We start from the raw sequence: 24,398 nt of genomic DNA on the forward strand, positions 1-24,398 counted from the left end.
AAGAGTGGCCGGCGCTAGCTGGTAGCCGTGGCAATCCTGATGATCGTTTTGATGAAGGAAATGACGCATGTTTGCAGTTGATGAAGTGCGTCCCGCAGTGGCTTCGGTGGTCGAAGTCGGTGACGCTCGCGAACGGTTTGCGCAATGGCGCGAAGGCAAGGCGGGGAAGGTCCTGGCCATCTCGGTGATCGGTGACAGCTACAGCGCCGGCCAGGATTTTTACCTGAATAAGCTGGTTCAGCGGCTGACCCACGAGGCGGGTTTCGCCGGGCCAGGCTATGTCGGCTTCAACCACGGCGCAGCGCTCGGCGGCACCCATTACAAATACACCCGCAGCAGCGAAAAGTACTTCGGCGGTGATTGGGACGTGTCCGGTCTTGGCCAGGCCAGCCCGGACAGTCGCACTGTCACGGGTCGGCCCGGTGCTTATCTGGAGATCGATGCCAGCTCGACACCTACCGTTGACACGTCCGTTGCCCTGGCGAAATTGCTTTATCTGGGCGACGGAAAATCCAGCGAGGTGCGCTATCGCTGGACGGCATCCGACACTTGGCATTCATTGCAGATCGGTGGTTCAGGTGCCCAGGAAATCCAGTTGCCCGGCACGCCCGATACGGCCGAGTGGGCGTTCCGACTGGAGGTGGTCAAAGGCGCACCCACCCTGTTCGGCCTGTGGCTGAGCAATCATCAGGGTGGCGTCCGGGTGTCCAAGCTCGCGGCGTCCGGCGCGGCTTCTGCGGATTTTTATCACAGCGATGTCCAGTGGCAGACACAGTGGAAAGCGGTGGTGGCGAAGATTCCTGCGGACATTTACCTGATCATGCTGGGCGGCAACGACCAAGGGTTTGGCGTGAAACCCGAGAAGTATCTGGAGAACATCCAAGGCCTGGTGCGGATGGTGCGCGAGATTCACCCGGCGGCGAGCATCAACCTGATCCTGCGCCAGGACACCACACGTTCGAGTGCCTATCCGATGTCGGCTTACGCGCAGGTCCTGGAACCCTGGGCGCGCAGCGAACACCTTGGATACGCCGATATGCAGTGCGCGTTCGGCGCTGACTTCAAACGCTATGCCCTGGGCGGACCTGCCCCGATGATTGGGCCGGACAAAATTCACCCTATCCCAGGGGCGGGAGGTCGGGTGATTACGGGCTATCTTTATCGGTTGATCGTTGGTGGCCACAAGGCGGTTTCGCCACAGGACACTTGTGGTGCGGAGCGACCGAAAATCTCCGGCGAAACAGGCTCTTTGTAGCAGCTGCCGAGCAACGCGAGGCAGCGTTCGGCGGCGGAGCCGTCGTAAAACCTGAGCGCGCGGTCTTGCTGAAGCACCGCGTCAGTTGATTTCACGACGGTATCGCCGCCGAACGCTGCCTCGAGTTGCTCGGCAACTGCTACAAATCGTACTCGGTTTAGCCGATGCCTTTCTCGAAGTGCTCCAACTGACTCAACAACTCAGCCGTCTTGAGCGGCATCAGATGCGGATCACAACGGGTTTGCACGGTGATGACGATGGCCGGGTCGCTGCCGCAAATGCGCGCGCGGAATCGCCAATCGCTGAAGATCACTTTCAGTCCGTCGCGTTCATCGACATCCAGCGCCTGTTGGGCGTACAGCGATTTCAGGTGGGCGAGGAGGGCGTCGGGGTCGAGAATCGGTCGACGGATTTCCCCGGAGGAGGGGAACACGCCGATTCGCTCCACCATCAGCGTGGAGCCCAGCCAGGCTTCAACCGGGGAGGGCAACGACGGATACAGTGACGACCAGGCCATCATCCCGACGTTGCCCATCTCCCGTTCAATGTCTGCCGTGTGTTTTGCATTGTTCATAGTGGCCTGCCTGAATGAAGAGTGGACGACGGTTGAGGACCTGGTCAGAGGCCCTTGAGGTACAGGTGCTCGTAACAGAAATTGGTCGCGTCGAGATAGCCTTCGGCGCCGCCGCAATCGAAGCGCAAGCCGTCGAACTTGTAGGCCAGGACGCAGCCATTTTGCGCCTGCTTCATCAGGGCATCGGTGATCTGGATCTCCCCACCTTTGCCGGGCTGGGTATCGGCGATCAGATCAAAGATATCGGGCGTCAGGATGTAGCGGCCGATGATCGCCAGGTTAGACGGGGCGTCTTCCGGTGCAGGCTTTTCCACCATGCTGCTAACGCGGTAGACGTTGTCGGCGATCAACTCGCCAGCGATCACGCCGTACTTGTGGGTCTGGTCGCGGGGCACTTCCTGGATGGCCACGATCGAGCAGCGGTATCGCTTGTAGAGCTGGATCATTTGCGCCAGTACGCCATCACCTTTCAAATTCAGGCACAGGTCATCCGCCAGCGACACGGCGAAGGGTTCATCGCCAATCAACGGGCGACCGCTGAGAATCGCGTGGCCCAGGCCCTTCATTTCGACCTGCCGGGTGTAAGAGAAGGTGCAGTTTTCGATCAGCTCGCGGGTACCGGCGAGGAATTTCTCTTTTTCGGTGCCGCGAATCTGATGCTCCAGCTCATAACTGATGTCGAAGTGATCTTCCAGCGCGCGCTTGCCCCGCCCTGTCACGATGGCCATGTGTTGCAGGCCGGCGTCCCGCGCTTCCTCTACCGCGTACTGGATCAACGGCTTGTTGACGATCGGCAGCATTTCCTTGGGCATGGCTTTGGTGGCCGGCAAGAAGCGCGTGCCATAACCAGCGGCGGGGAACAAACATTTACGAATCATAAAAGCATCCTGGAAGTCATGGGTCACAGCGAACTGACGAGTGCAATAAACAGTGATTGTAAGTTTCTGAACTAAGCGACTACTTTAATACCTGAGATGGGTTGTTGATGGCAATTATTGTCAGGTGCATAACATGGGAATGTTATGAGTTGTCCGTCTGTTGCGCGTTAGTTATTTTTCGTCGGTATCTGTTGATAGTGGTGGGCGTTTCATAGTGCTAAATAAGTACCCGGTATGACTGTCTGGTCGAACTAAATATTGATCGGTACACGTTATTGCGCACTTTACGACCCCACTATGGACCGCTCTTATGAAGATTCTGGTAACGGGTGGCACTGGGTATATCGGTTCGCACACCACACTTTCGCTGCTTGAAGCGGGCTTTGAAGTGGTGGTGCTGGACAATCTTTGCAACAGCTCCGACGCTGCGCTGCACGCCGTGGAAGCCATCTGCGGCAAAAGTGCGCTGATGATTCACGGTGATGTGTGCGACCGGGCCTTGCTGGACCGGATTTTCCAGCAGCACGCCATTGATGCGGTCCTGCATTTCGCCGGGCTCAAGGCGGTCGGCGAAAGCGTGCGCAAGCCGCTTGAATATTACGAAGCCAACGTCGGCGGCAGCATCACGCTGTGTCAGGCAATGGCCGCCGCCGGGGTGTTTCGCCTGGTGTTCAGTTCATCGGCCACGGTGTACGGCGCGCCGGAGCAGATGCCGATCAGCGAGGATGTCCCCACGGGCAGCCCGACCAATCCCTACGGTCAATCCAAGTTAATTGTTGAAAACCTGCTGCGCGACCTGTGTTTGGCGGAGCCGCGCTGGAGCGTCGCTCTGTTGCGCTATTTCAATCCGATCGGCGCGCATCACAGCGGCCACTTGGGTGAAGACCCCAATGGCATTCCCAATAACCTGGTGCCCTACATCAGCCAAGTGGCGGTCGGCAGCCTGAAAGAGTTGTCGATCTTCGGCAACGATTACCCCACGGCGGACGGCACCGGTGTGCGTGATTACATCCATGTCGTGGATTTGGCGGACGGGCATCTGAAGGCCTTGCAGTCGATTTCCCAAACGACCGGCATCAACATCTGGAACCTGGGCACGGGTGACGGCTACAGCGTGATGCAGGTGTTGCACGCGTTTGAGCAGGCGTCGGGGCGGCCAGTGCCGTATCGGATATTGCCGCGCCGCTCGGGTGATGTTGCCGAGAGCCTGGCCGATCCGTCCAAGGCCGCCCGTGAACTGGGCTGGAAGGCCACGCGCAGTTTGCAGCAAATGATGACCGATACCTGGCGCTGGCAATCGAATCATCCGAAGGGCTACCTCGGATAAGTATTGCTGTTACGACAAACACTGTTTCTGCGGGATGTTATAAACCGACAGGAATGTTAAGTAACGTCGGGAAATTAGGCTGGAGTTACATCCGGCAAATCCGTAGATATAAGCCCTGCCGTTCGACATTTATCAGTCACGTTTGACTGTGAATGAACAACGGATCTTGTTCGCACTTTTTGCGGCTTGATCTTACCACCTCTAACTGCACGCCTTGTTTTCTAACAGGGCCGAACGTTAGAAAGGAGTTGATATGAAGAAAGTGATGGCAATTGCCCTGTTGTCGATGTTTGGCAACTGGGCGTCCGCAGCGGAAGCACCGCTGACACAGGCAACTAATGTCGCCGGTAACGTAGCCGCTTCCCAAGCGCCTGCGGCCAGTACGGCGATGGTTGCAGGTGCAGTGGCTGCCTCCAACAGTGGTGGCAACGCCAACGGCGGTACTACCGGGACCACAGGAACTACCGGTACGACCGGCACCAGTAACTGAAAAACCCTGTAGGTGTAATACAAGGTCGCCCGATGCAAGTCGGGTGACCTTGTTGGATTTGCCCTTGAATAGCGTAGTGCCATTATGAATCGTAGTTTTCCTTTTTTGATGTTGGCCAGTCTCGCTTTGCAAGGTTGTATGTTTTCCCCGGGGCAATACCTGAGCACCAGCGATATCACGCGCCAAGGGGGCAGTGAAAGCAGTCGCGTCGAGCTGATTCCGATCACGCCCAAGCTCATTGCGATGGACAGGGCGACACAGAAACGCACGGCGCTGCCGGCGGAATTGCTGGCGACCCCGGCGGAGTACCGCATCGGCAGCAACGATGTCTTGTACATCACGGTCTGGGACCACCCCGAGCTGACGGCGCCCTCCGGCGCGCAACAGCAGATTGATGCCAACGGCCGTCTGGTACGTTCCGATGGCACGCTGTACTACCCCTTTATCAAAGAAGTCCAGGCGGCTGGCAAAACCATCCAGCAACTGCGTTCGGACATCTCCGAACGACTGTCGGCCTTCATTGCGGACCCGCAAGTGGACGTCGCCGTGTTGCGCTTTGCCAGCCAAAAGGTGGTGGTGTCGGGTGCTGTATCGAAGGCCGGTGCGCAACCCATTTCCACCAACCCGCTCAACGTGGTCGAAGCCCTCGGTTCTGCCGGTATCGACCCGATCAATGCCGACTTGTCCGGCTTGCTGCTGACGCGCAACGGGCGGGTCTATCCGCTGGATCTCGACGCGCTCAATCAGCAGGATTCCGAGTTGCAGAACGTCTACCTCAAGGGTGGCGATCAGCTGTACCTGCCGTACAACGACAACAAGCGCATCTACGTCATGGGCGAAGTCAATCAGCCCCGGGCGCTGACCTTCAAGACCGGCACCATGAACCTGTCTGACGTGCTTGGCTCGGTCGGCGGCTTGAGTCAGACCACCTCCAACGGCAACGCCGTGTACGTGATTCGCGGGGTGGAAAATCTGGATGTGGAACCGGCGAAAATCTACCAGTTGAAAGCCGAGTCGCCGACCGCCATGGCGCTCGCCACGCACTTCAATGTACGACCCCAGGACATCGTCTACGTGGGCCCCGCGAACGTGACTCGCTGGAACCGCTTCATCAGCCAATTGGTGCCTTCGGCCGCCATCCTCGGTGTGGGTGCTTCCTCGGCGAAGAACCTGAGTGAAGTCAGAGACAACGGCAAATAAGGTCAGGTCTGTGAGAACGTTGAATGTTGGCGTCTGCGTGATAGCGGCCGTGTTGTTGTGTGGATGTAACCCGCTGATGACCGCTTCTTTGGGCAACTTCAAAGCCGCGGTGATTGGCCCCGATGAACTGGAGGTCACGCCCGCCCAGGTGGCCAGGGTTGAATTTTCCCAGCTCACTTTAACCACGCCTTCCGGCTCCGGGGTGTTGGCAATGGTGCGTGAGCGGGGCGACCTGCAGTTCTGGGTCGCGTCCGGCAAACAGGTGTTGCTGCTGCGCGACGGACTTGCGGTCCGCACTATTGGCCTGGGCGTCGACGGTGATCTGGACGGCACGCGGCTGGCTGCCACCTCACCCTTCAAGCAGGGCCTGCACACGCTGCCGGATGGCTACACCAGCCAGCGCTGGATCGATCTTTATCGAGGCAGCGAAACAGGCGTGACCTTGAACAGCCGCTTCTCCCGAAAATCCATGGAAACCCTCGAGATTCTCAACAAGGAATACGCCGTGCTACGTGTCGATGAGCAGATTGACGCCCCGGCCATTGGCCTGCGTGCGACCAATCGTTACTGGGTCGATCCCGTTGACGGTTTCATTGTGCAGAGCGAACAACAACTGACCACGCGCCTGCGGGTCAAGATCGTTCAATTGACCCCTGAACGCAGGTTTGCCCGTTGAAGCGGCTACAGCTTCTGTCGGCGTGCCTGCTGTTGATCACCAGCGTCAGCCAAGCGGCGGTCACTGTCACGGGCGATGTGCAAGTCCCTGGGCCGGTCGACCTGCCGCCGGGGGGACGGTTGTCGGACGTAATCAGTGTTGCCGTGCCTAACGCCGAAAGCTACTGGCTCGCCGCCGCGTTGCTGCGCCAGTCGTTGCTGGAAGAACAGGGTCGGCTCAAAACCGGGGTGCTGTTCGATTTGCAGGTGTTGCGGCGTGAAGCCTTGATCTTCGACAGGCCCGGCCGGGCAGATTTGGCAACGCGTCTGTATGAGCAAGTCAGTGCCATGCCGGTCACTGGGCGCGAGGTCACGGTTTTGGACCCGGTTGCGATTGAGGTCGGGTTCGCCCGAAACGTCCGTCTGAGCGATGGCGATCGCCTCATCTATCCATTGCGCGTTGACGAGGTTGAAGTGCTCGGCGCCGTCGCCGAACCGTGCCGCTTGCCTCATGTCGTCCAGCAGGAAGCCCGGGAATACTTGAAAGGCTGCGCAACCCTGGCCGATGCCGATGCCGATTATCTGTGGCTGATCCAGCCTAATGGCGTCACGCGGCAAGTCGGCATCGCGCCGTGGAATCGTGAGAGCGGGCAGGTCCCTGCCGCTGGCAGCAAGATCCTGGTCCCGGTGAAAAATGATGATCTTGATCCGCCTATCCCTGAACTGAATCAGCAGTTGGCCGAATTTCTTGCCACGCAATTGGCTGAGGTGGTTCATTGAATTTACGTTTTGCAGCTGTGTTGTTATTGCCCTGTGGTTTGGCTCATGCGGAGCCGCGTCTGACCCAGAATGATTTCGGGGGAGTCGGCTTGTGGCAGACGCCAACCGCGCGGATGTCCCCGGCCGGCGAGTTGAGTGTGAACGCCAACCGTACCGAACCCTATAGTCGCTACAGCGTGGCGCTACAGCCGTTCGATTGGCTGGAAGGCGCGTTTCGCTACACCGCCATCACCAACCGCCCTTACGGCCCCGAGTCGTTGAGCGGCAACCAGAGTTACAAGGATAAGGCGGTCGATCTCAAAGTCCGTTTGTGGCAAGAAACCCATTGGGCGCCCGATGTGGCGTTGGGTTTTCGAGACATCGGCGGTACCGGCCTGTTCTCCAGCGAATTCCTGGTGGCCAACAAGCGCTATAACGATTTTGATTTCAGTGCCGGCATTGCTTGGGGTTACCTGGGCAATCACGGCGACTTCGACAACCCGGCAGGCTGGCTCGACGATCGCTTCAAGACCCGGCCGGACATGGAAGGCACCGGTGACGTCAACGCCGGCGCCTACTTTCGCGGCAAGCCTTCGTTGTTCGGCGGCGTGACCTACCAGACGCCCTGGGACCGGCTCAGCCTGAAACTCGAGTACGAAGGCAACGACTATAAACACGAGCCCAAGGACAACGTGATCCAGCAGGACTCACCGATCAACCTTGGCGCCGTGTTCAAAGTGAGCGACTCGCTGGACCTCAGCGCGGCTTGGGAGCGGGGCAACACCGCGATGTTCGGCCTGACCTTTCACACCAACTTTGTCAGCCGCAAGGCCCCGGCCAAGAGCTTCGATCCGCCGGCCGAACCGTTGCCGGCCAAGGCTCCGACCGTCGCGATGGAGCAGGTCGACTGGCCGGATGTGTCCCGGCGCCTGCAACAAAATGCCGGATACAAGGTCGAGCGCATCAGCCAGCGTGGTCCCGAGCTGATCGTCTACGGCGAGCAGGGCCGCTATTTTCATTCAGCCAAAGCGGTCGGTCGGGCCAGCCGGATTCTCGACAACAGCGTCAACGCCGATATCGACTGGTTCACCGTGGTGAACAAGCGTTACGACCTGCCACTGGAAGAAACCAGCGTGCCTCGGCAAACCTTTCGCGAGGTGCTCAACAATGAGGAGCCGCTGCAAGCGTTGCACCGCACCACCGAAACCAATCCGGCGATGCCGCACAACGAGAAAACCCTCTACACCGAAGCCCGCGACCCCTTCAGCTACGGCGCCGGGCTGGGCTTCAAACAGAACGTCGGTGGCCCTGACGGCTTTTTCTATCAGTTCAGTGCCGACGCGGACGCCGAGTATCGCTTCAACCGCAACACCTGGTGGAACGGCCTGATCAGCGCCAATCTGCTGAACAACTTCGACGGCTTCAAATACGACGCACCCAGTGGTTTGCCGCGGGTTCGCACGGACTTGCGCCAGTACCTGACCACCTCCGAAGTCACCATGCCGCTGTTCCAGGTCAGCCACGCCGAGCAGTTGGACAAAGACCTGTATGGCATGGTCTACGGCGGCTATCTGGAGTCGATGTTTGCCGGTGTGGGTGGCGAGGTGTTGTTCCGCCCGCAAGGCCAGCGCTGGTCGGTCGGGGCGGATTTGAACTACGTGCGTCAGCGCGAATTCGACCAAGGCTTTGGCCTGCGGGACTACTCGGTCGTCACCGGCCATATCACCGGCTATACCGACTTGCCCTTCGACACACTGGCGGCGGTCAGCGTCGGACGCTACCTGGCCGGGGATTGGGGCACCACGATCGATCTCTCGCGGGAGTTCTCCAACGGCGTGCGGTTCGGCGCCTGGGCGACGATCACCACGGCTACCGGCCCCGAATATGGCGAAGGTAGTTTCGACAAGGGCCTGTACCTGTCCATCCCGTTTGATGAGTTGATGAGCATGTCGACCATGCGCCGCGCCAACCTCGTCTGGTCGCCGCTGACCCGAGACGGTGGCGCGCGGCTCAATCGCAGCTTCCAGTTGCACTCGATGACCGACAGCCGCGACAACGACATGTTCTACCGCAACTTCGGGAAGATCACGGAGTAAGGGGCGGCGATCTGCAGGGCTACATGTCTTGTAGATCGCGTCTTGATTTGCCGCTCGTTGAACATCCGCCAAACACCAAATCACAGCCACGAAAAAGGGGACTTTCGTCCCCTTGTGGTGCTGCTGTCACGTTATCAGTAGATGTCCTTCGAGAGCAGCGTGAAGGGCGTCTTCACCAAGATCTTCAGGTCCAGCCACAACGACCAGTTATTGATGTACTTGAGGTCGATCTCCACACGTTTCTGCATCTTGTCGATGGTGTCCGTCTCGCCACGGCAACCGTTGATTTGCGCCAGTCCGGTGATCCCCGGCTTGATTCGGTGGCGTGCCATGTAGGCCAGAATTTTCCCCGAGTAGTAGTGGTTGTGGGCGACCGCGTGAGGCCGCGGGCCGACCAGGGCCATGTGCCCTTGCAGCACGTTGAACAGTTGCGGCAGTTCATCCAGCGAGGTACGACGGATGAAGCGGCCGACGGCGGTAATGCGCGAGTCGTTGCGGCTGGCCTGCTTGACTTCGTGGTCGTCGTGGACACGCATCGAGCGGAACTTCCAGACCTGGATCACCTTGCCATTCCAGCCATGGCGGTCCTGTTTGAAGAAGATCGGGCCGGGGGAGGTGAGCTTCACCGCCAGCGCAATCACCGCCAGCACCGGGCTCAGCAGGATGATTGCCAGCAATGCCACGGCTTTTTCCACCAGACTCTTGCTCAGTGCGGCGGTGGGTTGGCTGGTCAATGGGCTTTCATTCAAATAGATCGCCGGCAGACCGTCCACGACTCGCACCGAGTGATTGAGCAGGGTCAGGCAGTTCAAGTCCGGGACCCAGACCACATCGACATTGGCACCCAGCAAATCGACATACATGGCTTCGATTTTTGCCGCTTCACTCAGGGGCAGCGTGATGTACAAGCGTCGAATGTCATGGATTCTGATCAGTTCCAGCAGATCTTCCTGCGCACCAACGATCTGTGGTGCGTCTGGTTCCAGCGCGGCAGCGACGCCGGTGCTGACCAGGCCGACCAGGGGCAGGTTTTCGACGCTGCTCAACTTCTTGGCCAGGCCCAGCGCCAGTTCGCCCGTGCCGACGATCAGCGTTCTATGCTCGCTCTTTCGTGACCGCTGATAGTACTTGGAGAACCCGTGCAAAGGCGCGTACAGCAACGCCTGCCCGAGGAAACCATAGACGGCCCAGCTGAGAATCACCTGCCGGGAAAACAGGGCATCGGCCTTGCAGACAAATGCCATGAAGGCCAGCGCAGCCATGGTCATGGACCAGCCCATGAACAGGCGTCCCAGCCCTGTCAGGTAGTTGTCTCTTTTTCGGTATACGCCACTGAACGTATAGGCCGGAACCGAGGCCAATACTGCCAATGTCGCGCATACCCGGTAATAGAACTCGACCGCGCCGGTATGCTGTTCAGCGAGTATGAACAACAATGAAACAGTAAAGCCCTGCGCCAGCGCCCATTGGCCCCAAAAGGTAAGTCCCTTGAGGCCGGTATTTCGATTGATACGAAGAGTAAGATCCATGCGATATCCCCAAAAGACGTCCATTCAGGTATCGACAGTCGAACCGTGAGTTGTTTAAGCAGGATTGTTATTGTTTTAACTAATGCCCTGGGACTAACAACGTCAATAGGTCGAGCTGTCGTCAGTCAATAGATTAAGTTATTGATGGGGGGTGCTGTCTGACGAGTTCTAACAAGGTGGCAAAGTGCCAACTTTCGAGATTGAAAGTGTGGATGTTAGAAAAGGTCGATATTGACGGAGGAGGGGATTGTGGAGAGGGTGTTTGAAGGGGGGGCAAACAAAGTGCACTTTTTATTTTTGTATTAGCACTGTCACATGTTTGTTCTAAACGGGTCAGGCGGGTTGGGCCTCTGAAACAACTTCCTGAATGAGGCAATAGCCGCGATTTCTCACCGCGCGAAATAGTCGTTCACCTTTGCTGGCGCTTTTGAACTTGTCCTGCAATCGACTCAAGCACATTTCCAGGCCACGATACTGTTCCGGTTCTCTGCCAATGCTTAGAATCAGATCATCTCGACTAACGACACGATCTTCATGATGAAGCATCTTTTTCACGAGGGCGGCTTCCAATCCAGTGAGGTTTATCTCGACGTTTTCTTTGATCAATACACTTTGATCATTGTCGAGTTGCCAAGCATCACTGTAAGGATTGCCATCCTCGTTTTTTCGGGGTATATCGCTGGATTCAGCTGGATCTGGCGTAACGCTAGTGCGCGCCCCGGATTGCGCCGCCAACCACTCCGCTTCGAGAGTGGCAAGTATCTTCTGTGTTTCATGTTCGATCGTGTGGGCGACCTGTTTCTTTGTCCCACTTGGGTAGGTGAATTCCATCAGCACGGGGGCGCAAGAGGTAACACCTTCGATAAACATTTGTGCCTGGGATGTACCAAACGAGTTGAAACGCTCGCTGGACAGTATGGTCTCGAGCTCACGCTGGGATGTTGTGCTGTGAGTCACGACGACAAAATATTTTCTGGGGAGGGTTGTACTGATTTCCACGTCTCTCTCCTAAAGTAGTCACCAATGTTCGGTTAAAAGATGATCGGCAGGGGAGTAATAGCTCCCTTGGAAGTAATCAAAGGGCAGCGTCCGGGCCAATGAATGGCTCTCGATATGCTCTACACGATCGGCAATAAAAGAAATCTTGTTGTTGTGGCTCAGTGTCACCATACGGTCATGGAGTCGATTGAAAAACTCAGGGTTGCCATTGAGTTTTAAACACTGTTCCAGGGATGAAATCGATACCTTGATGTAATTAAACAGATTCAAAGTGCTGAAGCGTGTAAGCGCTTCCCGTTGGAGAGTGTAGCCATCCAGTGCGATTTCTATACCATGATCTTTCAAACGATACATATTATAAGTAATGTTTTTTTTATATTTGGAATCCACTTCCCAGAATGGTTGCTCATTGAGTGACACGACCAGGGTGTGGCCGAGATCGCGCAAGTTGTTGCCAGACCGGATCAGCTCGTCGGCCAGCGCGACGCTGGCAAGGCCCGGTTCAGACACGCAGAGGAGCGTTCGGTTCAAATATTTTTTTGGAGTGTTCGGGCGGCGGTCTTTCAAGGAGGAGGGAGAGAGCGCCTGCACCAATGCGTCGCTGCTGCGCTCACAGGATTGGCCTGCCAGCGTCGTCTGGAACGATGCAGCGGGAGGGCTGCGATGAGCCTCTTTCGTCGTTCTTATCTCACTGGCAAACGGGCGGTCATCACGTGACAGGATCAGTTGCCGTGTCAGATAGCGATACGGGGGCTTGGCGGGCGAGATACCTCTAGTCGCAGTCATGCAATAACTCCTTTCCTTGGTTGAATCAGGCGGTCGAGATCAGACCCCTCATCAAACGATATCCATACCCACGAATGCTCTGAATGGCATTAGTGCCATACATGTCTTTGATTTTTCCGCGAAGACGACTGATTGATTTCTCCAAAGCCCTGGGGTCATAAAAATTGGCGTTCAGCCCCATGATTCTGGCGATTTCATCGTGACTTAATATGTGGTTACTGGTTTGTGCAAACGCCTCCAGAATTTTCATTTCTGCAAACGAGATGTCCAGCTTATTGCGGGTGCCCAACAGGCATATACGAGTGGAGTCCAATACCAGGTTGACTTCCCTTTGCCACTCGTCACTGCTGAAGAACTCGGACAGAAACTCAGAGCTTTCGTCGGACAGGGTATTGAGTTTGATGCAGCAGTCGGCTCCAGCAAGATAATACTTCATCTTGTTGTAAGTGCCTCGACCCGTAATGACGGCGCAGATAATTGGATTTAAGTTGATGGCGCGAAGGTTTTCCACCAGCGCCAGGCTCTCATCGAATGCATGAGGGCTGTCAATAATGATGAAGATGGCACGGTACAAATCCGGGTGTTCATTTTTCTTATGCGAATTAGTGTATGAACTAGCATCAAGCGCTATATCAGAGTGCACATGCCTTGCGACTAATGCTCTAAAGTTCTCGGCCACGCTACGGGTGCGGCCCAAGGTGAGAACCCCTGGTTCCTCATTTGTCGGGCGCTGGCTTCTAGTCGCTAATTTCCCTGTAAGCATCATGCTTTTTGACTCGAATGGGTGCTGACATCAGGATGTTAAAGCACCGGTTCTCATCTGTGACTGACAATTGGTAACATTCAAAACGGATTTCAGGCGTGGTTTCCGAGTTTTCTAACATAAACAAAAGGTTTTCGACCTTTTAGTGCTTCTCGCAGCCTGCTGAACTAATGAATTGGCGCCGTTAGATGATGGCATAATGGAATTGTGCCACTATTTTGAATCGATGGCGATGCGTTTTTGTGATCAAAAGGCCATCACGGTCTTCAGCGGTGATTCCGAGCTATTATTCCTCTAAGAGTATGAATGTGTGCGCTCCGTCACATTTTTTATTGGGCAGGAACTAGCCTCCACACGCCGAAGTTCTGCTGATTCGTTAGCCGGACGATTAATAACAAGTCTTGAGTGTGTGGTTGGATAAGACTTATTATCCGCCGGTGCCCTCCGCTAGATGATCATGATTTACCAAGCATTTTAGTAGGCGTTAAGTGTCTGTCTGACGCTTATTGTTGTTCGTTTGTTTAATGTCTAATGAGTTTAATGGGCGTTCAATAAGAATGGCCTGATGGAGGATTGATGGAGTTTTGGACCCTTGTGCAGGTATTGGTTTTAGGTGCGGTAGAGGGGCTGACTGAGTTCTTGCCTATTTCCAGCACCGGGCACCAGATTATTGTCGCTGACTTGTTGAACTTTGGTGGCGAACGCGCCATGGCGTTTAACATTATTATTCAATTGGGTGCCATTCTGGCCGTCGTCTGGGAATTCCGCCCGAAAATCTTCGAGATCATCAAAGGCCTACCGACACAACGTAACGCCCAACGTTTTACATTGAACTTGCTGATTGGTTTTCTTCCCGCTGTTGTCCTGGGTGTGTTATTCGCCGATAAAATTCATGAGTATCTGTTTAATCCGATTACCGTAGCCGTGGCGCTGGTAGTGGGCGGAATAGTCATGTTGTGGGCCGAGCGAAGGGAACATGTGGTGCATGTCGAACATGTTGACGACATGCGTTGGTCAGACGCTTTGAAAGTAGGTTTCGCACAGTGCCTGGCGATGATTCCGGGCACTTCCCGCTCAGGGTCGACCATCATCGGCGGATTGTTGTTTGGACTGTCCCGCAAGACCGCGACCGAGTACTCGTTTTTTCTGGCGATGCCAACGATGGTCGGCGCCGCCGTGTATTCCGGCTACAAGTACCGAGATCTGTTCCAGGCTGGCGACCTGCCTGTATTTGCTCTGGGTTTTGTGATCGCCTTCATCTTCGCGATGATCGCGGTGCGTGGCTTGCTCAAGTTCATCGCCAGCCACAGCTACGCGGCATTCGCCTGGTACCGGATTGCCTTCGGTTTGCTGATTTTGGCCACTTGGGTGTTCGGGTGGGTGAACTGGACGGCGGCATCAGCGGCCTGACCGTCCATAAATGAAGGAGGGGGTTTAACGCCCCTCAAGCAACTCCGCCGCCTGATCCAGCAACACCAAAGGCTCTTTAGCCTTATGAATATCCACCGACAGCAACTGTCGAAACTTGCGCGCCCCCGGAAACCCGGTACCCAACCCCAGCACATGCCGAGTGATATGGTGCATCGACCCGCCGGCATCGATGTGCGCCGCGATGTAAGGCCGCAACTGTGCCAGCGCCTCGGCCCGGGTGATTACCGGCGCCGTGCTGCCAAACAACTGCTGATCCACCTCAGCCATCACATAAGGATTGTGATACGCCTCACGACCCAGCATCACGCCATCAAACGTCTGCAAATGCTCGTGACAGGCTTCCAGCGTCTTGATCCCGCCGTTGAGAATTATCTCCAACTCCGGAAAATCCTTTTTCAACTGCGCCGCCACGTCATACCGCAGCGGCGGAATGTCCCGATTCTCCTTCGGCGACAACCCCTCCAGAATCGCAATCCGCGCATGCACCGTAAAACTCGTGCACCCCGCATCCCGAACCGTACCGACAAAATCACACAACTGCTCGTAACTGTCCCGCCCATTAATCCCGATCCGATGCTTCACCGTCACCGGAATCGACACCGCATCACGCATCGCCTTCACACAATCCGCCACTAACTGCGGATGCCCCATCAACACCGCGCCGATCATATTGTTCTGCACCCGATCACTTGGGCAGCCGACGTTGAGGTTTACCTCGTCGTAGCCGTGGTCTTGGGCCATGCGTGCGCAGGCAGCCAGGTCCAAGGGGACGCTGCCGCCGAGTTGCAGGGCTAGCGGGTGTTCGGCTTCGTTGTGACGGAGGAAACGGTCGTGGTCACCGTTCAGGAGCGCGCCGGTGGTAACCATTTCGGTGTAGAGGAGGGCGTGTTTGGAGAGTAGGCGTAGGAAAAAGCGGCAGTGCCTATCAGTCCAATCCATCATCGGCGCAACGCTGAAGCGGCGGGAGAGTGGGGCGGGTGTCGCGGTGATTGAGTGCATTTGGGGGATCTGGAAATGGGTAAGGCAGGGATGTGGGAGTTTATCAGGATTGAGTCAGCAGGGTTGAAGGGAGTCTAGGATGCAAACTACCTTCCTGTTTGGAGAGGTTAGTCGTGAGGCGCAGGTTACAGCTCTGTAATGAAATATGGGCGACCGTCCAAGGCCACCCTTTAGATCTCTTATTTTTTGCTGCACATCTCAACGTCATCCTGCGTTCTCAAATCAGTCTCGATCCCCAACCGATATTTACAGTAGTCAATAATCAACCCCCGTTGCTCATCCGTCAGCCGTTCCACCTTTCGAGTTTCGCCGTCATTAGCGTGGATGTTGTAGAACTTGATTTGCAAGGTAGGGTGTTTCTTGATGAAGAGGATGGTTTCTACGTCGGCGTCTTCAAGCGCTGTGTAGTAGCCGATGTTTAAAACACCTAACAACATCAGCAGGGCAACTACGAACAGTTTTTTCATCCTTGAATCCCAATAGGAATGGTTTTTCGGAAAGGTCTGCCTTTGATGCTATGGATCTCACCTAAAACTCATACGTGTTTCAGAATTTCCTTCCAGATGTACCCTAGCTGAATCGCAGCCAGGTAACTTTCAATTTATCGACGGCACGACGAGCCCGGCTCGCCGCCCATCCTCCAATGCTTTGTCGATTTCGCACAGCAGCGACTCATCTTCGAATCCCGCCCGATCTCAGCCACAACAGCAACTAGAGCCCCCGCACCCAGTCTTTTTCTTCACCACCTCAAGACTATCTTCGGTCACTAACCTCGCCGGATACCCGGCCTCCGTCAGCGCCAATACCAGAATATCTCCCTCAACATCCCCGCTCACCGTCACCCGCCCAGATGCCAAATCAACCGTCACTCCATCCACCCCTTCAATCGGCTGCAACGCCGTATTGACGTGTTTAACGCAGCTGCCGCAGCTCATGCCTTCGACGTGCAGTTCAGTACTGTTCATTTCGTAAACCTCTTTCAATTAGAAGAGTGGCAGTGCCTGTTGGCGCTGTGATGACTGGAGGGTTGACCTTGTCACGATGGCAAGGTCAAGTGCTTCTTCTAAACGGTCATTGGGCCATCGGCATTTTCATCATGCTCGACTGCTGATCCATCATTTGCATCATCATCCCCATCATCTTTCCCGATCCGTCCTTGTCGCCGGACATGCCTTTGGCCATCCCCATGCCTTGGCAATGGTTGTGCATCATGCCCATGCTGTCTTTCATCGCGGCCATGCCTTCCTGCATGGCGAGTCGGCGTTCGGCCGGGGTTTTGGCGGCGGCCATTTTTTCGTGGGCGGTCTGCATTTTTTGCATCTGGTCGCTCATGGCCTTGTCTGGTTTGGGCTGGATTTGGGTGGTGGCTGGTGCGGTTGGCGGTGTGTCTGGGTGATGTTCGTCGACGGCCAGGGCAATCAATGGGCTGGCGATGAGCATCGCGGCGATGAGTGAATTGAGGGACTTGTGCATGGCATTCTCCAAGGAGTCAGGGACGTGCAGGACGTGGTGAGCCGCGCTAAAGAGGCGCAGCCAAGCGTGCGGCCGGACACCCGGCACGCGGATGAGGGGTTTAATCGTTGAAACGGACGAAGCGCAGACGTGCAGGCGGCCTGGGGGCGCTGGACGGAGTAAGGCGAGGAATGCGAATGGGATTGTCGTGCGGGCGCTTAGAAACACTGCGGGAAGCAGAAGCAGGGCGGCCCAAAGGGCGTGTTTAAAGGTGGGCAGGATCGGGGCGGGACTCAACGCTGTGGCGCTGTGTTCGCAATATTGCAGGCAGCCGCTGGCGTGCTGCGCATGGCCGGTGCTGTGGCTTATTTCGTGGTCGACGTTCAGGTCATGGGGCGGCAGGCTGAGGCATCCCTGGCTCGCCGCTACCACAAAGGCCAACAGCCACAGTGCGAGCACTTGGCGTATCAGCAGCGGTAGATGGGTGCGCAAGCCTTGCATGTCGTGTACCCGGTCTGAGGGTTATCTTGAGCTTAGTCCTGCGCCACAGGCTTTCATTGATCCATATCAAGTGACGCCCCATTACGTTACTCCGCGCTCAACTCTATCTCCGGACTCAACGTCCCCAACCAAGCCACCAACCCCACAATCAACACCGCAGCCGCCAATTCCACCCCCACACTGCGGCGCAACGCATTGGCCGCGACCCTGTATTGCCCCTCCCGCAATGACCGCTCCAAAAACGGCCCGAGATGAAAGCGGTTTAGCGCAGCCAGCACCAGCATCCCGCCAAACAGCATCACTTTGATAACCAGTAAAACGCCATAGGTGCTGAGGAATACCTCATCAAGTCTCGGCCCAACAATGAACAGGTAATTCACAATCCCCGTCACCGCAACCACCACCACAATTACCGCGCCCACCGATTCAAACCGTGCGACAGCACGAGCCAGCAACCTGATGCATCCTTCGGTGTAAACCCCACCGTTTTTCGCCATCAACCCAAACGCCACCAACGCCCCAAACCAAGCCCCCGCCGCTAGCAAGTGCAGAATATCCACCGCAAAATGCCAATAACGACGACTGCCTTCATCCATCGCCCCATGACCGTTCCAGGCCAGGCTGCCCAAGGCGATAGCGCCGGCAACAGAGACGATCAACAGGCTGAGTCCCGGCGCACGTTGATTGAGCATCACCGCCAAACCACCAATTACTAACGCAACGATCCGCACGACCCAAGCCAATCCGACGTCCGTCTCAAACAGCATCATTTCAATATGCGGACGCAACTCACTAAAGTCCGACTCGCCACTCATGGCACTCGCCATCACCACCATACTGGCGACGGACAGCGACAAGCCAAGCACCGCCGCCCCCGCCAGCATCGACCGAAACGGCAACACGACGCCCGACACCCGTTCTTGTCCTTTAAGGCTATAGAGCCCAAACACGGCCACCCCAAACAGCAACATCAAATCCACATACAACCCAAACCGCAGCGCAATGCCGCCCCAGTCGCTCATCAATCACTTCACTTTGAACGTAACGTTGCCGGTGATCGGATGAGTGTCCGAAGACACCGCGCGCCATTCGACTTTGTAGCTGCCGACGGGTAACGGCGATAGCGGGGTGATGACCATGGTTTTCGGATCGCTGCCGCCGGAGACTTTCGCTTTCATGGGCATGGGGGCGTGGGCCATGCCCGGCATTTCGGTCATGACCAGTTTTGCGCCGGAAAATTGGGTCACGAGGCTTTCGGAAAAGTGCAGTTCAATGCTGCTGGGCGCTGCGCCGTCCGCGCCTTCAGTCGGGGTGGAGGAGAGCAGTTTCGGGTGTGCCTGAGCCAGTGCGCTCACGAGTAATCCGGCGGCAACAACAGTGGTTTTGAACATACGCATGCAAGGCCTCTTTACCGCTTCAAGCGGTTGGTTTTTGATTGAACAGGTTTAAAACCACAGCCGAACCCCAAGCACCAGGCGTGCTTCGCTGCGATCCTCGCCTTCATCCCTGGCGTACTCAGCCGTTTTTCCGTAAGTGCGGTTCCAGGTCACGCCGATGTAAGGCGCAAATTCCCGGCGAATTTCATAGCGCAGCCTCAGCCCTGCTTCGGTGTTCGATAGCCCGGAGCCAATCCCCCGTTGCGGGTCGTTTTTTCCGTAGACATTCACCTCGGCGGTCGGTTGCAGAATGAGGCGGTTGGTCAGCAGGATGTCGTAGTCGCCCTCCAGGCGAGCGGCGGTTTGTCCGCCTTCACCGATAAACGCCGTGGCCTCGGCTTCGAAGTTGTACAACGCCATGCCTTGCACGCCGAACGCGGCCCAGGTTTGCGGGGCGCCGGGTTTGAAGTCCTGGCGCACGCCGGTCACCACGTCCCACCAGGGGGAAATGGCGTGGCCCCATAACGCCTGGATTTCGGCGTCTTCGGTTTTGCCGTTGGTGCGTTCGCCTTCGGAGCGCAGCCATAAGCGGTCGATGTCGCCGCCGATCCAGCCGGATAAATCCCAGGCCAGCGCGCTGCCGTCATCGGCGTTTTGCCATTCGAGTTTGTCGGCGAGGAAATACGAATTCAGCGCGGTGTCATGCACGTTGTGGCCGCCGGGACTGGTGAACACGGCGGCGCGGTCGGCATCGGTCAACGCCGGGATCGGTGTGCGGCTTTCGGTCGGTGCGGCGGGCTGCATCTGCCCGTCGTCCATGCTTTGCATCTGGCCAGGGTCCATGCCCGGCATCTGGCTGTGATCCATGCCTTGCATGTCGCCGGTGGCCGCCATCGCCGAAGAAAGTGTCAGGCTCGCAGTCATGAGTGCGAACAAAATCGAAGTGAATCTGGTCATGGGTAGGCGCCTCATTCTTCCACGCGAACTTCACGGAACATGCCCATTTCCATGTGGTACAGGAGATGGCAGTGGTAGGCCCAGCGGCCGAGCGCATCGGCGGTGACCCGATAGCTGCGGCGGGAACCGGGTGGCATGTCGATCGTGTGTTTGCGCACCATGAACTGGCCGTTCTCGTCTTCGAGGTCGCTCCACATCCCGTGCAGGTGAATGGGGTGGGTCATCATCGTGTCGTTGACCAGCACGATACGGACGCGCTCGCCGTACTTGAGTCGCAGCGGTTCGGCGTCGGAGAACTTCACGCCGTTGAACGACCAGGCGAATTTCTCCATGTGCCCGGTGAGATGCAACTCGATAGTGCGGTTGGGCTCGCGGCCGTCCGGGTCTTCGAAGGTGCTGCGCAGGTCGGCGTAGGTTAAAACCCGACGGCCGTTGTTGCGCAGGCCCAGGCCTGGGTCATCGAGTTTAGGCGCGGTGGTCATGGCTTGCATGTCCACCAGCGGGTTGTCTTTTTCCGAGTCGGGATGGGACTGCATGCCAGGCATGGCCATGTTGCTGTGATCCATGCCGGCCATGCTGCCGTGGTCCATCCCGCCCATGCCCATGTCGTCCATGGTCACCAGTGGGCGAGGGTCCAGCAGTGGCACTGGCGCCGATAAACCGGTCTTCACCGCCAGCGTGCCGCGGGCATAGCCGGTGCGGTCCATCGATTGTGCAAAGAGGGTGTAGACGGCTTCGGTCGGCTCGACAATCACATCGAACGTCTCCGCCACCGCAATACGAAACTCGTCGACGCTCACCGGTTTGATGTGCAACCCATCCGCCGCGACCACGGTCATTTTCAACCCGGGAATGCGCACGTCGAAATAGCTCATGGCTGAGCCGTTGATAAAGCGCAGCCGAAGTTTCTCGCCGGGGCGGAACACGCCCGTCCAGTTCGAGTTCGGTGCCTGGCCGTTCATTAAATAGGTGTACGTGGCACCGCTGACGTCGGCCAGGTCGGTGGGATTCATCTTCATCTCGGCCCACATCTTTCGATCGGCCACCGTTGAAGCCCAGCCTTTCTCGCTGACGTCGTGGATGAAATCACCCACGGTGCGCTTGTTGTAGTTGTAGTAATCCGACTGCTTCTTGAGGGTTTTCATCAGGCCGACCGGGTTTTCGTCGGTCCAGTCGGTCAGCATCACCACGTAGTCGCGGTCGTACTGGAAGGGCTCCGGGTCCTTGGCGTCGATCACCAGTGGCCCGTAGACGCCGGACTGTTCCTGAAAACCCGAATGGCTGTGGTACCAGTAAGTGCCGTTCTGCCGGACCTTGAACTGGTAGACGTACATACCGCCCGGTTCGATGCCGTGGAAGCTCAGGCCCGGCACGCCGTCCATGTTGGCCGGCAGCAAGATGCCGTGCCAGTGAATGGAAGTGGTGTCCTTGAGTTTGTTCCTGACCCGTAGGGTGACGGTGTCGCCTTCACGCCAGCGCAGCAGCGGGCCGGGGAGGCCGCCGTTGATGGTCATGGCAGTGCGCGGGTTGCCGGTGATGTTGACCGGTGTTTCGCCGATGAACAGGTCGAAATCTGAACCCGCCAATTCGCCAGACGCGGTGACCGCCCAGGCAGGCGTGCGCCATAATCCGAGGCCGCCAAGGAGCCCGCCCGCCGCCAGTCCCTTCACGAAGGTGCGTCTTGAAGTGTTGGAATGCATGGTGTTTTTGTTCCCCGTCCTGATGCCCTCGGATCCCTCCTGGGCGGAGGGCAGAGAACCTTATGGGGAGGCTAGCGAGTGGCACCTTTCAGTAGCCTGAGGTGGAGATTACCGTTTTGTCAGTTTGCGGGCGATTTGATGGACGGTTATGGCGTCGACACATCGGCCACGGTCGCACCACCGCAATTAACAAAAGACGAAGTCTTCAACCACCGCTGATCCGGATAATAAGAAAACAACAACTGCCCATTTTTCATCGAATCAATCAACCGATGCGCGATCGCCGGCCGCACTGCCGGGCATCCGAGGCTTCGACCGATGCGGCCATTGGCCCGGGCGAGGACGGGGCTGACATACGGCGCGCCGTGAATCACGATCGCTCGTTCAAACGCGTTATCGTTAAACCCGGGCTCCAACCCTTCCATGCGCAGCGAATAGCCGTTTTGCCCGACATAACTTGCCTGGGTACGGTATAAGCCAAGGCTGGTGGCGAAGCTTTCGTTCTGGTTGGAGAAGTTGACCGCCATGTTTTCGCCGCTGTTGCGGCCATGGGCGACGAGTTCATGAAACAGCAGTTTGCGCTTCTTTAAATCGAACACCCACAAGCGCTGTTCGGTCGAAGGTAGCGAGTAATCGATGACGGCGAGTCGCTGGACCGGGGCTGCGCCGCGGGCGATGCTGCACTGGGAGGCGCGTACGGCCAGCCCGATGACTTTGGCGTTAGCGCCAGGGGCCGCTTTGGCGAGGGCGGCAGCAAGAGAATCGGCGTACGCTGCTGGTAGGGACGTTACCGTCAGCAGCAGGACCGAGCATAGAAAGCCAAAGCGGTTTAGCGCCATAGAGATGTCTCATCAAGTTATTTCGAGTTTAGCAGGGCAAACGAGAAGTGCTGAACGCACGAGATTAAGGATTATCCATGAGGCAACTATCAAGGTTATTCGTCATAAGCCGCATCTTTTTTATGGGCTTTCTGATCAGCGGCACAGCGTACGCCGAAACTTCGCCGATTGCGCCGGAAAATCCGCCGATCAGCATGATTGAAGCGATACCCGACGATAACGTCGCCCAAGTGATCCATGCGGCGCTGGAGCCGCTGATCTCGGCTTTTCCACCGCTGCAGACCCGGCCGCGCCATCAACGGATCGACGTTAACCGTGTGGTTCTGGATTTTTATACCCATCGCCAGTTTCGCGCGGCTTGGACCAACCCTGACGATGTCACGCAGTTGTTAAAAAGCCTCAATGACACGCAAATCGATGGGCTGGAACCGGCGGATTTTCGTGGTGATGATTTGGCCATGGCCCAGGCATTGATGCGGAACACCGCGCCAACGCCGGAACAGCAAGCAGCCTTTGATGTCGCGGCCACTCGCACGTACCTCACAGCTTTGCTGCAACTGCGCCGGGGCAAGGTCGATCCTGCACGGCTGGACATGCATTGGAACTTCGATATTACCGGCGCCGATCCCCGAGACGACGTGAATAACTTCTTCATCGCCCTGGACACCCATGATGTCGCCCGCGCCTTTGCGCAGGCGCCGCCGCAAGAGGCGGTGTATGGCGGTTTGCGTGAGGCGTTGGCGCAGTTGCGCATCATCCGTGATCGGGGCGGTTGGCCGAAGGTTGCCGAAGGGCAGTCACTCAAGCCGGGGATGGACGGCGCCGCAGTGGCGCAGTTGCGCGCGCGTTTGGCGGCGGGTGGTTATCTAGACTCGAAACACAGCAAAAGCAACGCATACGACGATGCGGTGATTGCCGCCGTGAAGAAGTACCAGACCGAGCAATACCTGGGCGCGGACGGCGTTGCCGGGGCGACGACCCTCGCCGCGTTGAACGTGCCGGTGCAGGCACGCATCGATCAGGTGCGGGTCAATATGGAACGCGCGCGCTGGCTGCTTTATAAACTGCAGGGCACGTTCGTCATCGTCGATATTGCCGGGTACAAGGTGGCGCTGTATCGCGATGGCCAGCCGATCTGGCGCTCCCGGGTGCAGGTCGGTAAACCGTTCCGCAGTACGCCGATCTTTCAGGCCGAGATTACTTACGTCACGTTCAACCCTACCTGGACCGTGCCGCCGACGATTTTGAAAGAAGACGTGTTGCCGAAGATCCTGAGTAACCCGAATTACCTCAGTGCCAACCGGATCCGTCCGCTGGATCGGGAAGGGAACGTGTTGGATCCGGCGACCGTCGACTGGACCAACCCGCGGGGCATCACTTTGCGCCAGGACGCGGGGCCGGAAAACTCACTGGGTCAGGTGGTCATCCGCTTCCCCAATGACTATGCGATCTACCTGCACGACACGCCGCACCGGGAGTTGTTCGCGAAGAACGTCCGCGCCACCAGTTCGGGCTGTATCCGGGTGGAGAATCCGTTGCAGTTGGTGGAGCTGCTGTTCAACGATCCGGTGCGCTGGAACAGCGCCGGGATTCAAAAGCAATTGGCCAATGGCAAGACCGAGAACATTCGCTTGCCGGTGAAAGTGCCGGTGTTGTTGGCGTATTGGACGGTGGACATGGGCAGCAATGGGCGAGTGGCGTTTAAACCGGATGTGTATGGGTACGATATTCCGGTGTTGAAAGCGTTGAATTCGCCTGCCAAGTTGCCGGCGCTGGATTTGCAAGCAGCGGTGGGGCAAGGCAGGCCATAAATCCCAGTAGATTTTTCAAGGA

General features: G+C 57.1%; 24 protein-coding genes. 9 read left to right on the forward strand and 15 right to left on the reverse strand.

The window, feature by feature from the left end; genetic code table 11:
• Nucleotides 1-67 precede the first annotated feature (67 nt).
• Nucleotides 68-1,255 (forward strand): SGNH/GDSL hydrolase family protein, encoded by a 1,188-nt coding sequence (locus ACA071_RS09965; RefSeq protein ID WP_497644152.1) that lies wholly within the window; start codon nt 68-70, stop codon nt 1,253-1,255.
• Nucleotides 1,256-1,412: 157 nt separating this feature from the next.
• Here ACA071_RS09965 and ACA071_RS09970 read toward each other — a convergent pair whose 3' ends face one another.
• Together ACA071_RS09970 and galU are read right to left on the reverse strand one after the other, a co-directional pair.
• Nucleotides 1,413-1,829, reverse strand: a complete 417-nt coding sequence (locus tag ACA071_RS09970) for a mannose-1-phosphate guanylyltransferase (RefSeq protein ID WP_497644153.1) — start codon at nt 1,827-1,829, stop codon at nt 1,413-1,415.
• Between the two features lie 44 nt (nt 1,830-1,873).
• Nucleotides 1,874-2,707, reverse strand: coding sequence for a UTP--glucose-1-phosphate uridylyltransferase GalU (gene galU / locus ACA071_RS09975; protein ID WP_497644154.1), 834 nt, complete (start codon nt 2,705-2,707; stop codon nt 1,874-1,876).
• A 310-nt stretch (nt 2,708-3,017) separates the two neighbouring features.
• Between galU and galE the strand changes: the two genes are divergently transcribed.
• The 6 genes from galE to ACA071_RS10005 all read left to right on the forward strand — a co-directional run bounded on the left by galE (nt 3,018) and on the right by ACA071_RS10005 (nt 9,233).
• On the forward strand, nt 3,018-4,034 hold the full coding sequence (gene galE / locus ACA071_RS09980) for a UDP-glucose 4-epimerase GalE (RefSeq protein WP_497644155.1): 1,017 nt from the start codon (nt 3,018-3,020) through the stop codon (nt 4,032-4,034).
• 253 nt (nt 4,035-4,287) lie between these two features.
• Nucleotides 4,288-4,524, forward strand: a complete 237-nt coding sequence (locus tag ACA071_RS09985; RefSeq protein WP_123403467.1) for a hypothetical protein — start codon at nt 4,288-4,290, stop codon at nt 4,522-4,524.
• A gap of 84 nt (nt 4,525-4,608) precedes the next feature.
• On the forward strand, nt 4,609-5,724 hold the full coding sequence (locus ACA071_RS09990) for a polysaccharide biosynthesis/export family protein (protein ID WP_497644156.1): 1,116 nt from the start codon (nt 4,609-4,611) through the stop codon (nt 5,722-5,724).
• Between the two features lie 10 nt (nt 5,725-5,734).
• Nucleotides 5,735-6,400 (forward strand): YjbF family lipoprotein, encoded by a 666-nt coding sequence (locus ACA071_RS09995; RefSeq protein WP_497644157.1) that lies wholly within the window; start codon nt 5,735-5,737, stop codon nt 6,398-6,400.
• A complete protein-coding gene (locus ACA071_RS10000) occupies nt 6,397-7,158 on the forward strand; it encodes a capsule biosynthesis GfcC family protein (protein ID WP_497644158.1) in 762 nt (253 codons plus the stop codon). Before ACA071_RS09995 ends, ACA071_RS10000 begins: the two co-directional genes overlap by 4 nt.
• The gene (locus tag ACA071_RS10005; RefSeq protein WP_497644159.1) at nt 7,155-9,233 is read left to right on the forward strand and encodes a YjbH domain-containing protein; all 2,079 of its coding nucleotides are present in this window, start codon (nt 7,155-7,157) and stop codon (nt 9,231-9,233) included. The genes ACA071_RS10000 and ACA071_RS10005 overlap by 4 nt, the downstream gene beginning before the upstream one ends.
• A gap of 134 nt (nt 9,234-9,367) precedes the next feature.
• Here the strand turns inward: ACA071_RS10005 and ACA071_RS10010 are convergent, their stop codons facing one another.
• From ACA071_RS10010 to ACA071_RS10025, 4 genes are all read right to left on the reverse strand, one after another.
• On the reverse strand, nt 9,368-10,762 hold the full coding sequence (locus ACA071_RS10010) for an undecaprenyl-phosphate glucose phosphotransferase (protein WP_497644160.1): 1,395 nt from the start codon (nt 10,760-10,762) through the stop codon (nt 9,368-9,370).
• Between the two features lie 333 nt (nt 10,763-11,095).
• On the reverse strand, nt 11,096-11,761 hold the full coding sequence (locus tag ACA071_RS10015; protein WP_497644161.1) for a winged helix-turn-helix domain-containing protein: 666 nt from the start codon (nt 11,759-11,761) through the stop codon (nt 11,096-11,098).
• An 18-nt stretch (nt 11,762-11,779) separates the two neighbouring features.
• On the reverse strand, nt 11,780-12,547 hold the full coding sequence (locus ACA071_RS10020) for an EAL domain-containing protein (protein WP_497644162.1): 768 nt from the start codon (nt 12,545-12,547) through the stop codon (nt 11,780-11,782).
• Nucleotides 12,548-12,572: 25 nt separating this feature from the next.
• The gene (locus ACA071_RS10025; protein WP_497644163.1) at nt 12,573-13,313 is read right to left on the reverse strand and encodes a winged helix-turn-helix domain-containing protein; all 741 of its coding nucleotides are present in this window, start codon (nt 13,311-13,313) and stop codon (nt 12,573-12,575) included.
• 573 nt (nt 13,314-13,886) lie between these two features.
• Here ACA071_RS10025 and ACA071_RS10030 point away from each other — a divergent pair.
• Complete coding sequence (locus tag ACA071_RS10030; RefSeq protein WP_497644164.1) at nt 13,887-14,720, forward strand: undecaprenyl-diphosphate phosphatase; 834 nt, start codon at nt 13,887-13,889, stop codon at nt 14,718-14,720.
• Nucleotides 14,721-14,744: 24 nt separating this feature from the next.
• Here ACA071_RS10030 and dusA read toward each other — a convergent pair whose 3' ends face one another.
• The 9 genes from dusA to ACA071_RS10075 all read right to left on the reverse strand — a co-directional run bounded on the left by dusA (nt 14,745) and on the right by ACA071_RS10075 (nt 22,565).
• Nucleotides 14,745-15,740, reverse strand: coding sequence for a tRNA dihydrouridine(20/20a) synthase DusA (dusA, locus tag ACA071_RS10035; RefSeq protein ID WP_497644165.1), 996 nt, complete (start codon nt 15,738-15,740; stop codon nt 14,745-14,747).
• A 179-nt stretch (nt 15,741-15,919) separates the two neighbouring features.
• On the reverse strand, nt 15,920-16,207 hold the full coding sequence (locus ACA071_RS10040; RefSeq protein WP_497644166.1) for a hypothetical protein: 288 nt from the start codon (nt 16,205-16,207) through the stop codon (nt 15,920-15,922).
• A 228-nt stretch (nt 16,208-16,435) separates the two neighbouring features.
• Nucleotides 16,436-16,705 (reverse strand): heavy-metal-associated domain-containing protein, encoded by a 270-nt coding sequence (locus ACA071_RS10045; RefSeq protein ID WP_497644167.1) that lies wholly within the window; start codon nt 16,703-16,705, stop codon nt 16,436-16,438.
• Nucleotides 16,706-16,811: 106 nt separating this feature from the next.
• Nucleotides 16,812-17,693 carry a hypothetical protein gene (locus tag ACA071_RS10050; RefSeq protein ID WP_497644168.1) on the reverse strand — a complete coding sequence of 294 codons (882 nt, stop codon included), beginning with the start codon at nt 17,691-17,693 and terminating at the stop codon, nt 16,812-16,814.
• Nucleotides 17,694-17,779: 86 nt separating this feature from the next.
• Nucleotides 17,780-18,715, reverse strand: a complete 936-nt coding sequence (copD, locus tag ACA071_RS10055; protein ID WP_497644169.1) for a copper homeostasis membrane protein CopD — start codon at nt 18,713-18,715, stop codon at nt 17,780-17,782.
• A 3-nt stretch (nt 18,716-18,718) separates the two neighbouring features.
• Nucleotides 18,719-19,090 (reverse strand): copper homeostasis periplasmic binding protein CopC, encoded by a 372-nt coding sequence (gene copC, locus ACA071_RS10060; RefSeq protein WP_497644170.1) that lies wholly within the window; start codon nt 19,088-19,090, stop codon nt 18,719-18,721.
• A gap of 48 nt (nt 19,091-19,138) precedes the next feature.
• Nucleotides 19,139-20,026 (reverse strand): copper resistance protein B, encoded by an 888-nt coding sequence (locus ACA071_RS10065; RefSeq protein WP_497644171.1) that lies wholly within the window; start codon nt 20,024-20,026, stop codon nt 19,139-19,141.
• Between the two features lie 11 nt (nt 20,027-20,037).
• Entirely contained in the window at nt 20,038-21,726 is a 1,689-nt protein-coding gene (locus tag ACA071_RS10070; protein WP_497644172.1) for a copper resistance system multicopper oxidase, read from the reverse strand.
• 146 nt (nt 21,727-21,872) lie between these two features.
• On the reverse strand, nt 21,873-22,565 hold the full coding sequence (locus tag ACA071_RS10075) for a murein L,D-transpeptidase catalytic domain family protein (RefSeq protein ID WP_497644173.1): 693 nt from the start codon (nt 22,563-22,565) through the stop codon (nt 21,873-21,875).
• 77 nt (nt 22,566-22,642) lie between these two features.
• Here ACA071_RS10075 and ACA071_RS10080 point away from each other — a divergent pair, with 77 nt between their 5' ends.
• Nucleotides 22,643-24,376, forward strand: coding sequence for a L,D-transpeptidase family protein (locus tag ACA071_RS10080; protein ID WP_497644174.1), 1,734 nt, complete (start codon nt 22,643-22,645; stop codon nt 24,374-24,376).
• Nucleotides 24,377-24,398: the final 22 nt, after the last annotated feature.

It is taken from the genome of Pseudomonas sp. LBUM1646, from assembly GCF_059716165.1.

What these genes read in the sequence shown, in the direction of transcription:
- ACA071_RS10040 (WP_497644166.1), bottom strand. Translation starts at nt 16,207, where the DNA reads ATGAAAAAACTGTTCGTAGTTGCCCTGCTGATGTTGTTAGGTGTTTTA.
- copC (WP_497644170.1), bottom strand. Translation starts at nt 19,090, where the DNA reads ATGCGTATGTTCAAAACCACTGTTGTTGCCGCCGGATTACTCGTGAGC.
- ACA071_RS09970 (WP_497644153.1), bottom strand. Translation starts at nt 1,829, where the DNA reads ATGAACAATGCAAAACACACGGCAGACATTGAACGGGAGATGGGCAAC.
- ACA071_RS10080 (WP_497644174.1), top strand. Translation starts at nt 22,643, where the DNA reads ATGAGGCAACTATCAAGGTTATTCGTCATAAGCCGCATCTTTTTTATG.
- ACA071_RS09985 (WP_123403467.1), top strand. Translation starts at nt 4,288, where the DNA reads ATGAAGAAAGTGATGGCAATTGCCCTGTTGTCGATGTTTGGCAACTGG.
- galE (WP_497644155.1), top strand. Translation starts at nt 3,018, where the DNA reads ATGAAGATTCTGGTAACGGGTGGCACTGGGTATATCGGTTCGCACACC.
- ACA071_RS10045 (WP_497644167.1), bottom strand. Translation starts at nt 16,705, where the DNA reads ATGAACAGTACTGAACTGCACGTCGAAGGCATGAGCTGCGGCAGCTGC.
- ACA071_RS09990 (WP_497644156.1), top strand. Translation starts at nt 4,609, where the DNA reads ATGAATCGTAGTTTTCCTTTTTTGATGTTGGCCAGTCTCGCTTTGCAA.
- ACA071_RS10070 (WP_497644172.1), bottom strand. Translation starts at nt 21,726, where the DNA reads ATGCATTCCAACACTTCAAGACGCACCTTCGTGAAGGGACTGGCGGCG.
- ACA071_RS10025 (WP_497644163.1), bottom strand. Translation starts at nt 13,313, where the DNA reads ATGATGCTTACAGGGAAATTAGCGACTAGAAGCCAGCGCCCGACAAAT.
- copD (WP_497644169.1), bottom strand. Translation starts at nt 18,715, where the DNA reads ATGAGCGACTGGGGCGGCATTGCGCTGCGGTTTGGGTTGTATGTGGAT.
- ACA071_RS09965 (WP_497644152.1), top strand. Translation starts at nt 68, where the DNA reads ATGTTTGCAGTTGATGAAGTGCGTCCCGCAGTGGCTTCGGTGGTCGAA.
- ACA071_RS10050 (WP_497644168.1), bottom strand. Translation starts at nt 17,693, where the DNA reads ATGCAAGGCTTGCGCACCCATCTACCGCTGCTGATACGCCAAGTGCTC.
- dusA (WP_497644165.1), bottom strand. Translation starts at nt 15,740, where the DNA reads ATGCACTCAATCACCGCGACACCCGCCCCACTCTCCCGCCGCTTCAGC.
- ACA071_RS10020 (WP_497644162.1), bottom strand. Translation starts at nt 12,547, where the DNA reads ATGACTGCGACTAGAGGTATCTCGCCCGCCAAGCCCCCGTATCGCTAT.
- galU (WP_497644154.1), bottom strand. Translation starts at nt 2,707, where the DNA reads ATGATTCGTAAATGTTTGTTCCCCGCCGCTGGTTATGGCACGCGCTTC.
- ACA071_RS10030 (WP_497644164.1), top strand. Translation starts at nt 13,887, where the DNA reads ATGGAGTTTTGGACCCTTGTGCAGGTATTGGTTTTAGGTGCGGTAGAG.
- ACA071_RS10010 (WP_497644160.1), bottom strand. Translation starts at nt 10,762, where the DNA reads ATGGATCTTACTCTTCGTATCAATCGAAATACCGGCCTCAAGGGACTT.
- ACA071_RS10065 (WP_497644171.1), bottom strand. Translation starts at nt 20,026, where the DNA reads ATGACCAGATTCACTTCGATTTTGTTCGCACTCATGACTGCGAGCCTG.
- ACA071_RS10075 (WP_497644173.1), bottom strand. Translation starts at nt 22,565, where the DNA reads ATGGCGCTAAACCGCTTTGGCTTTCTATGCTCGGTCCTGCTGCTGACG.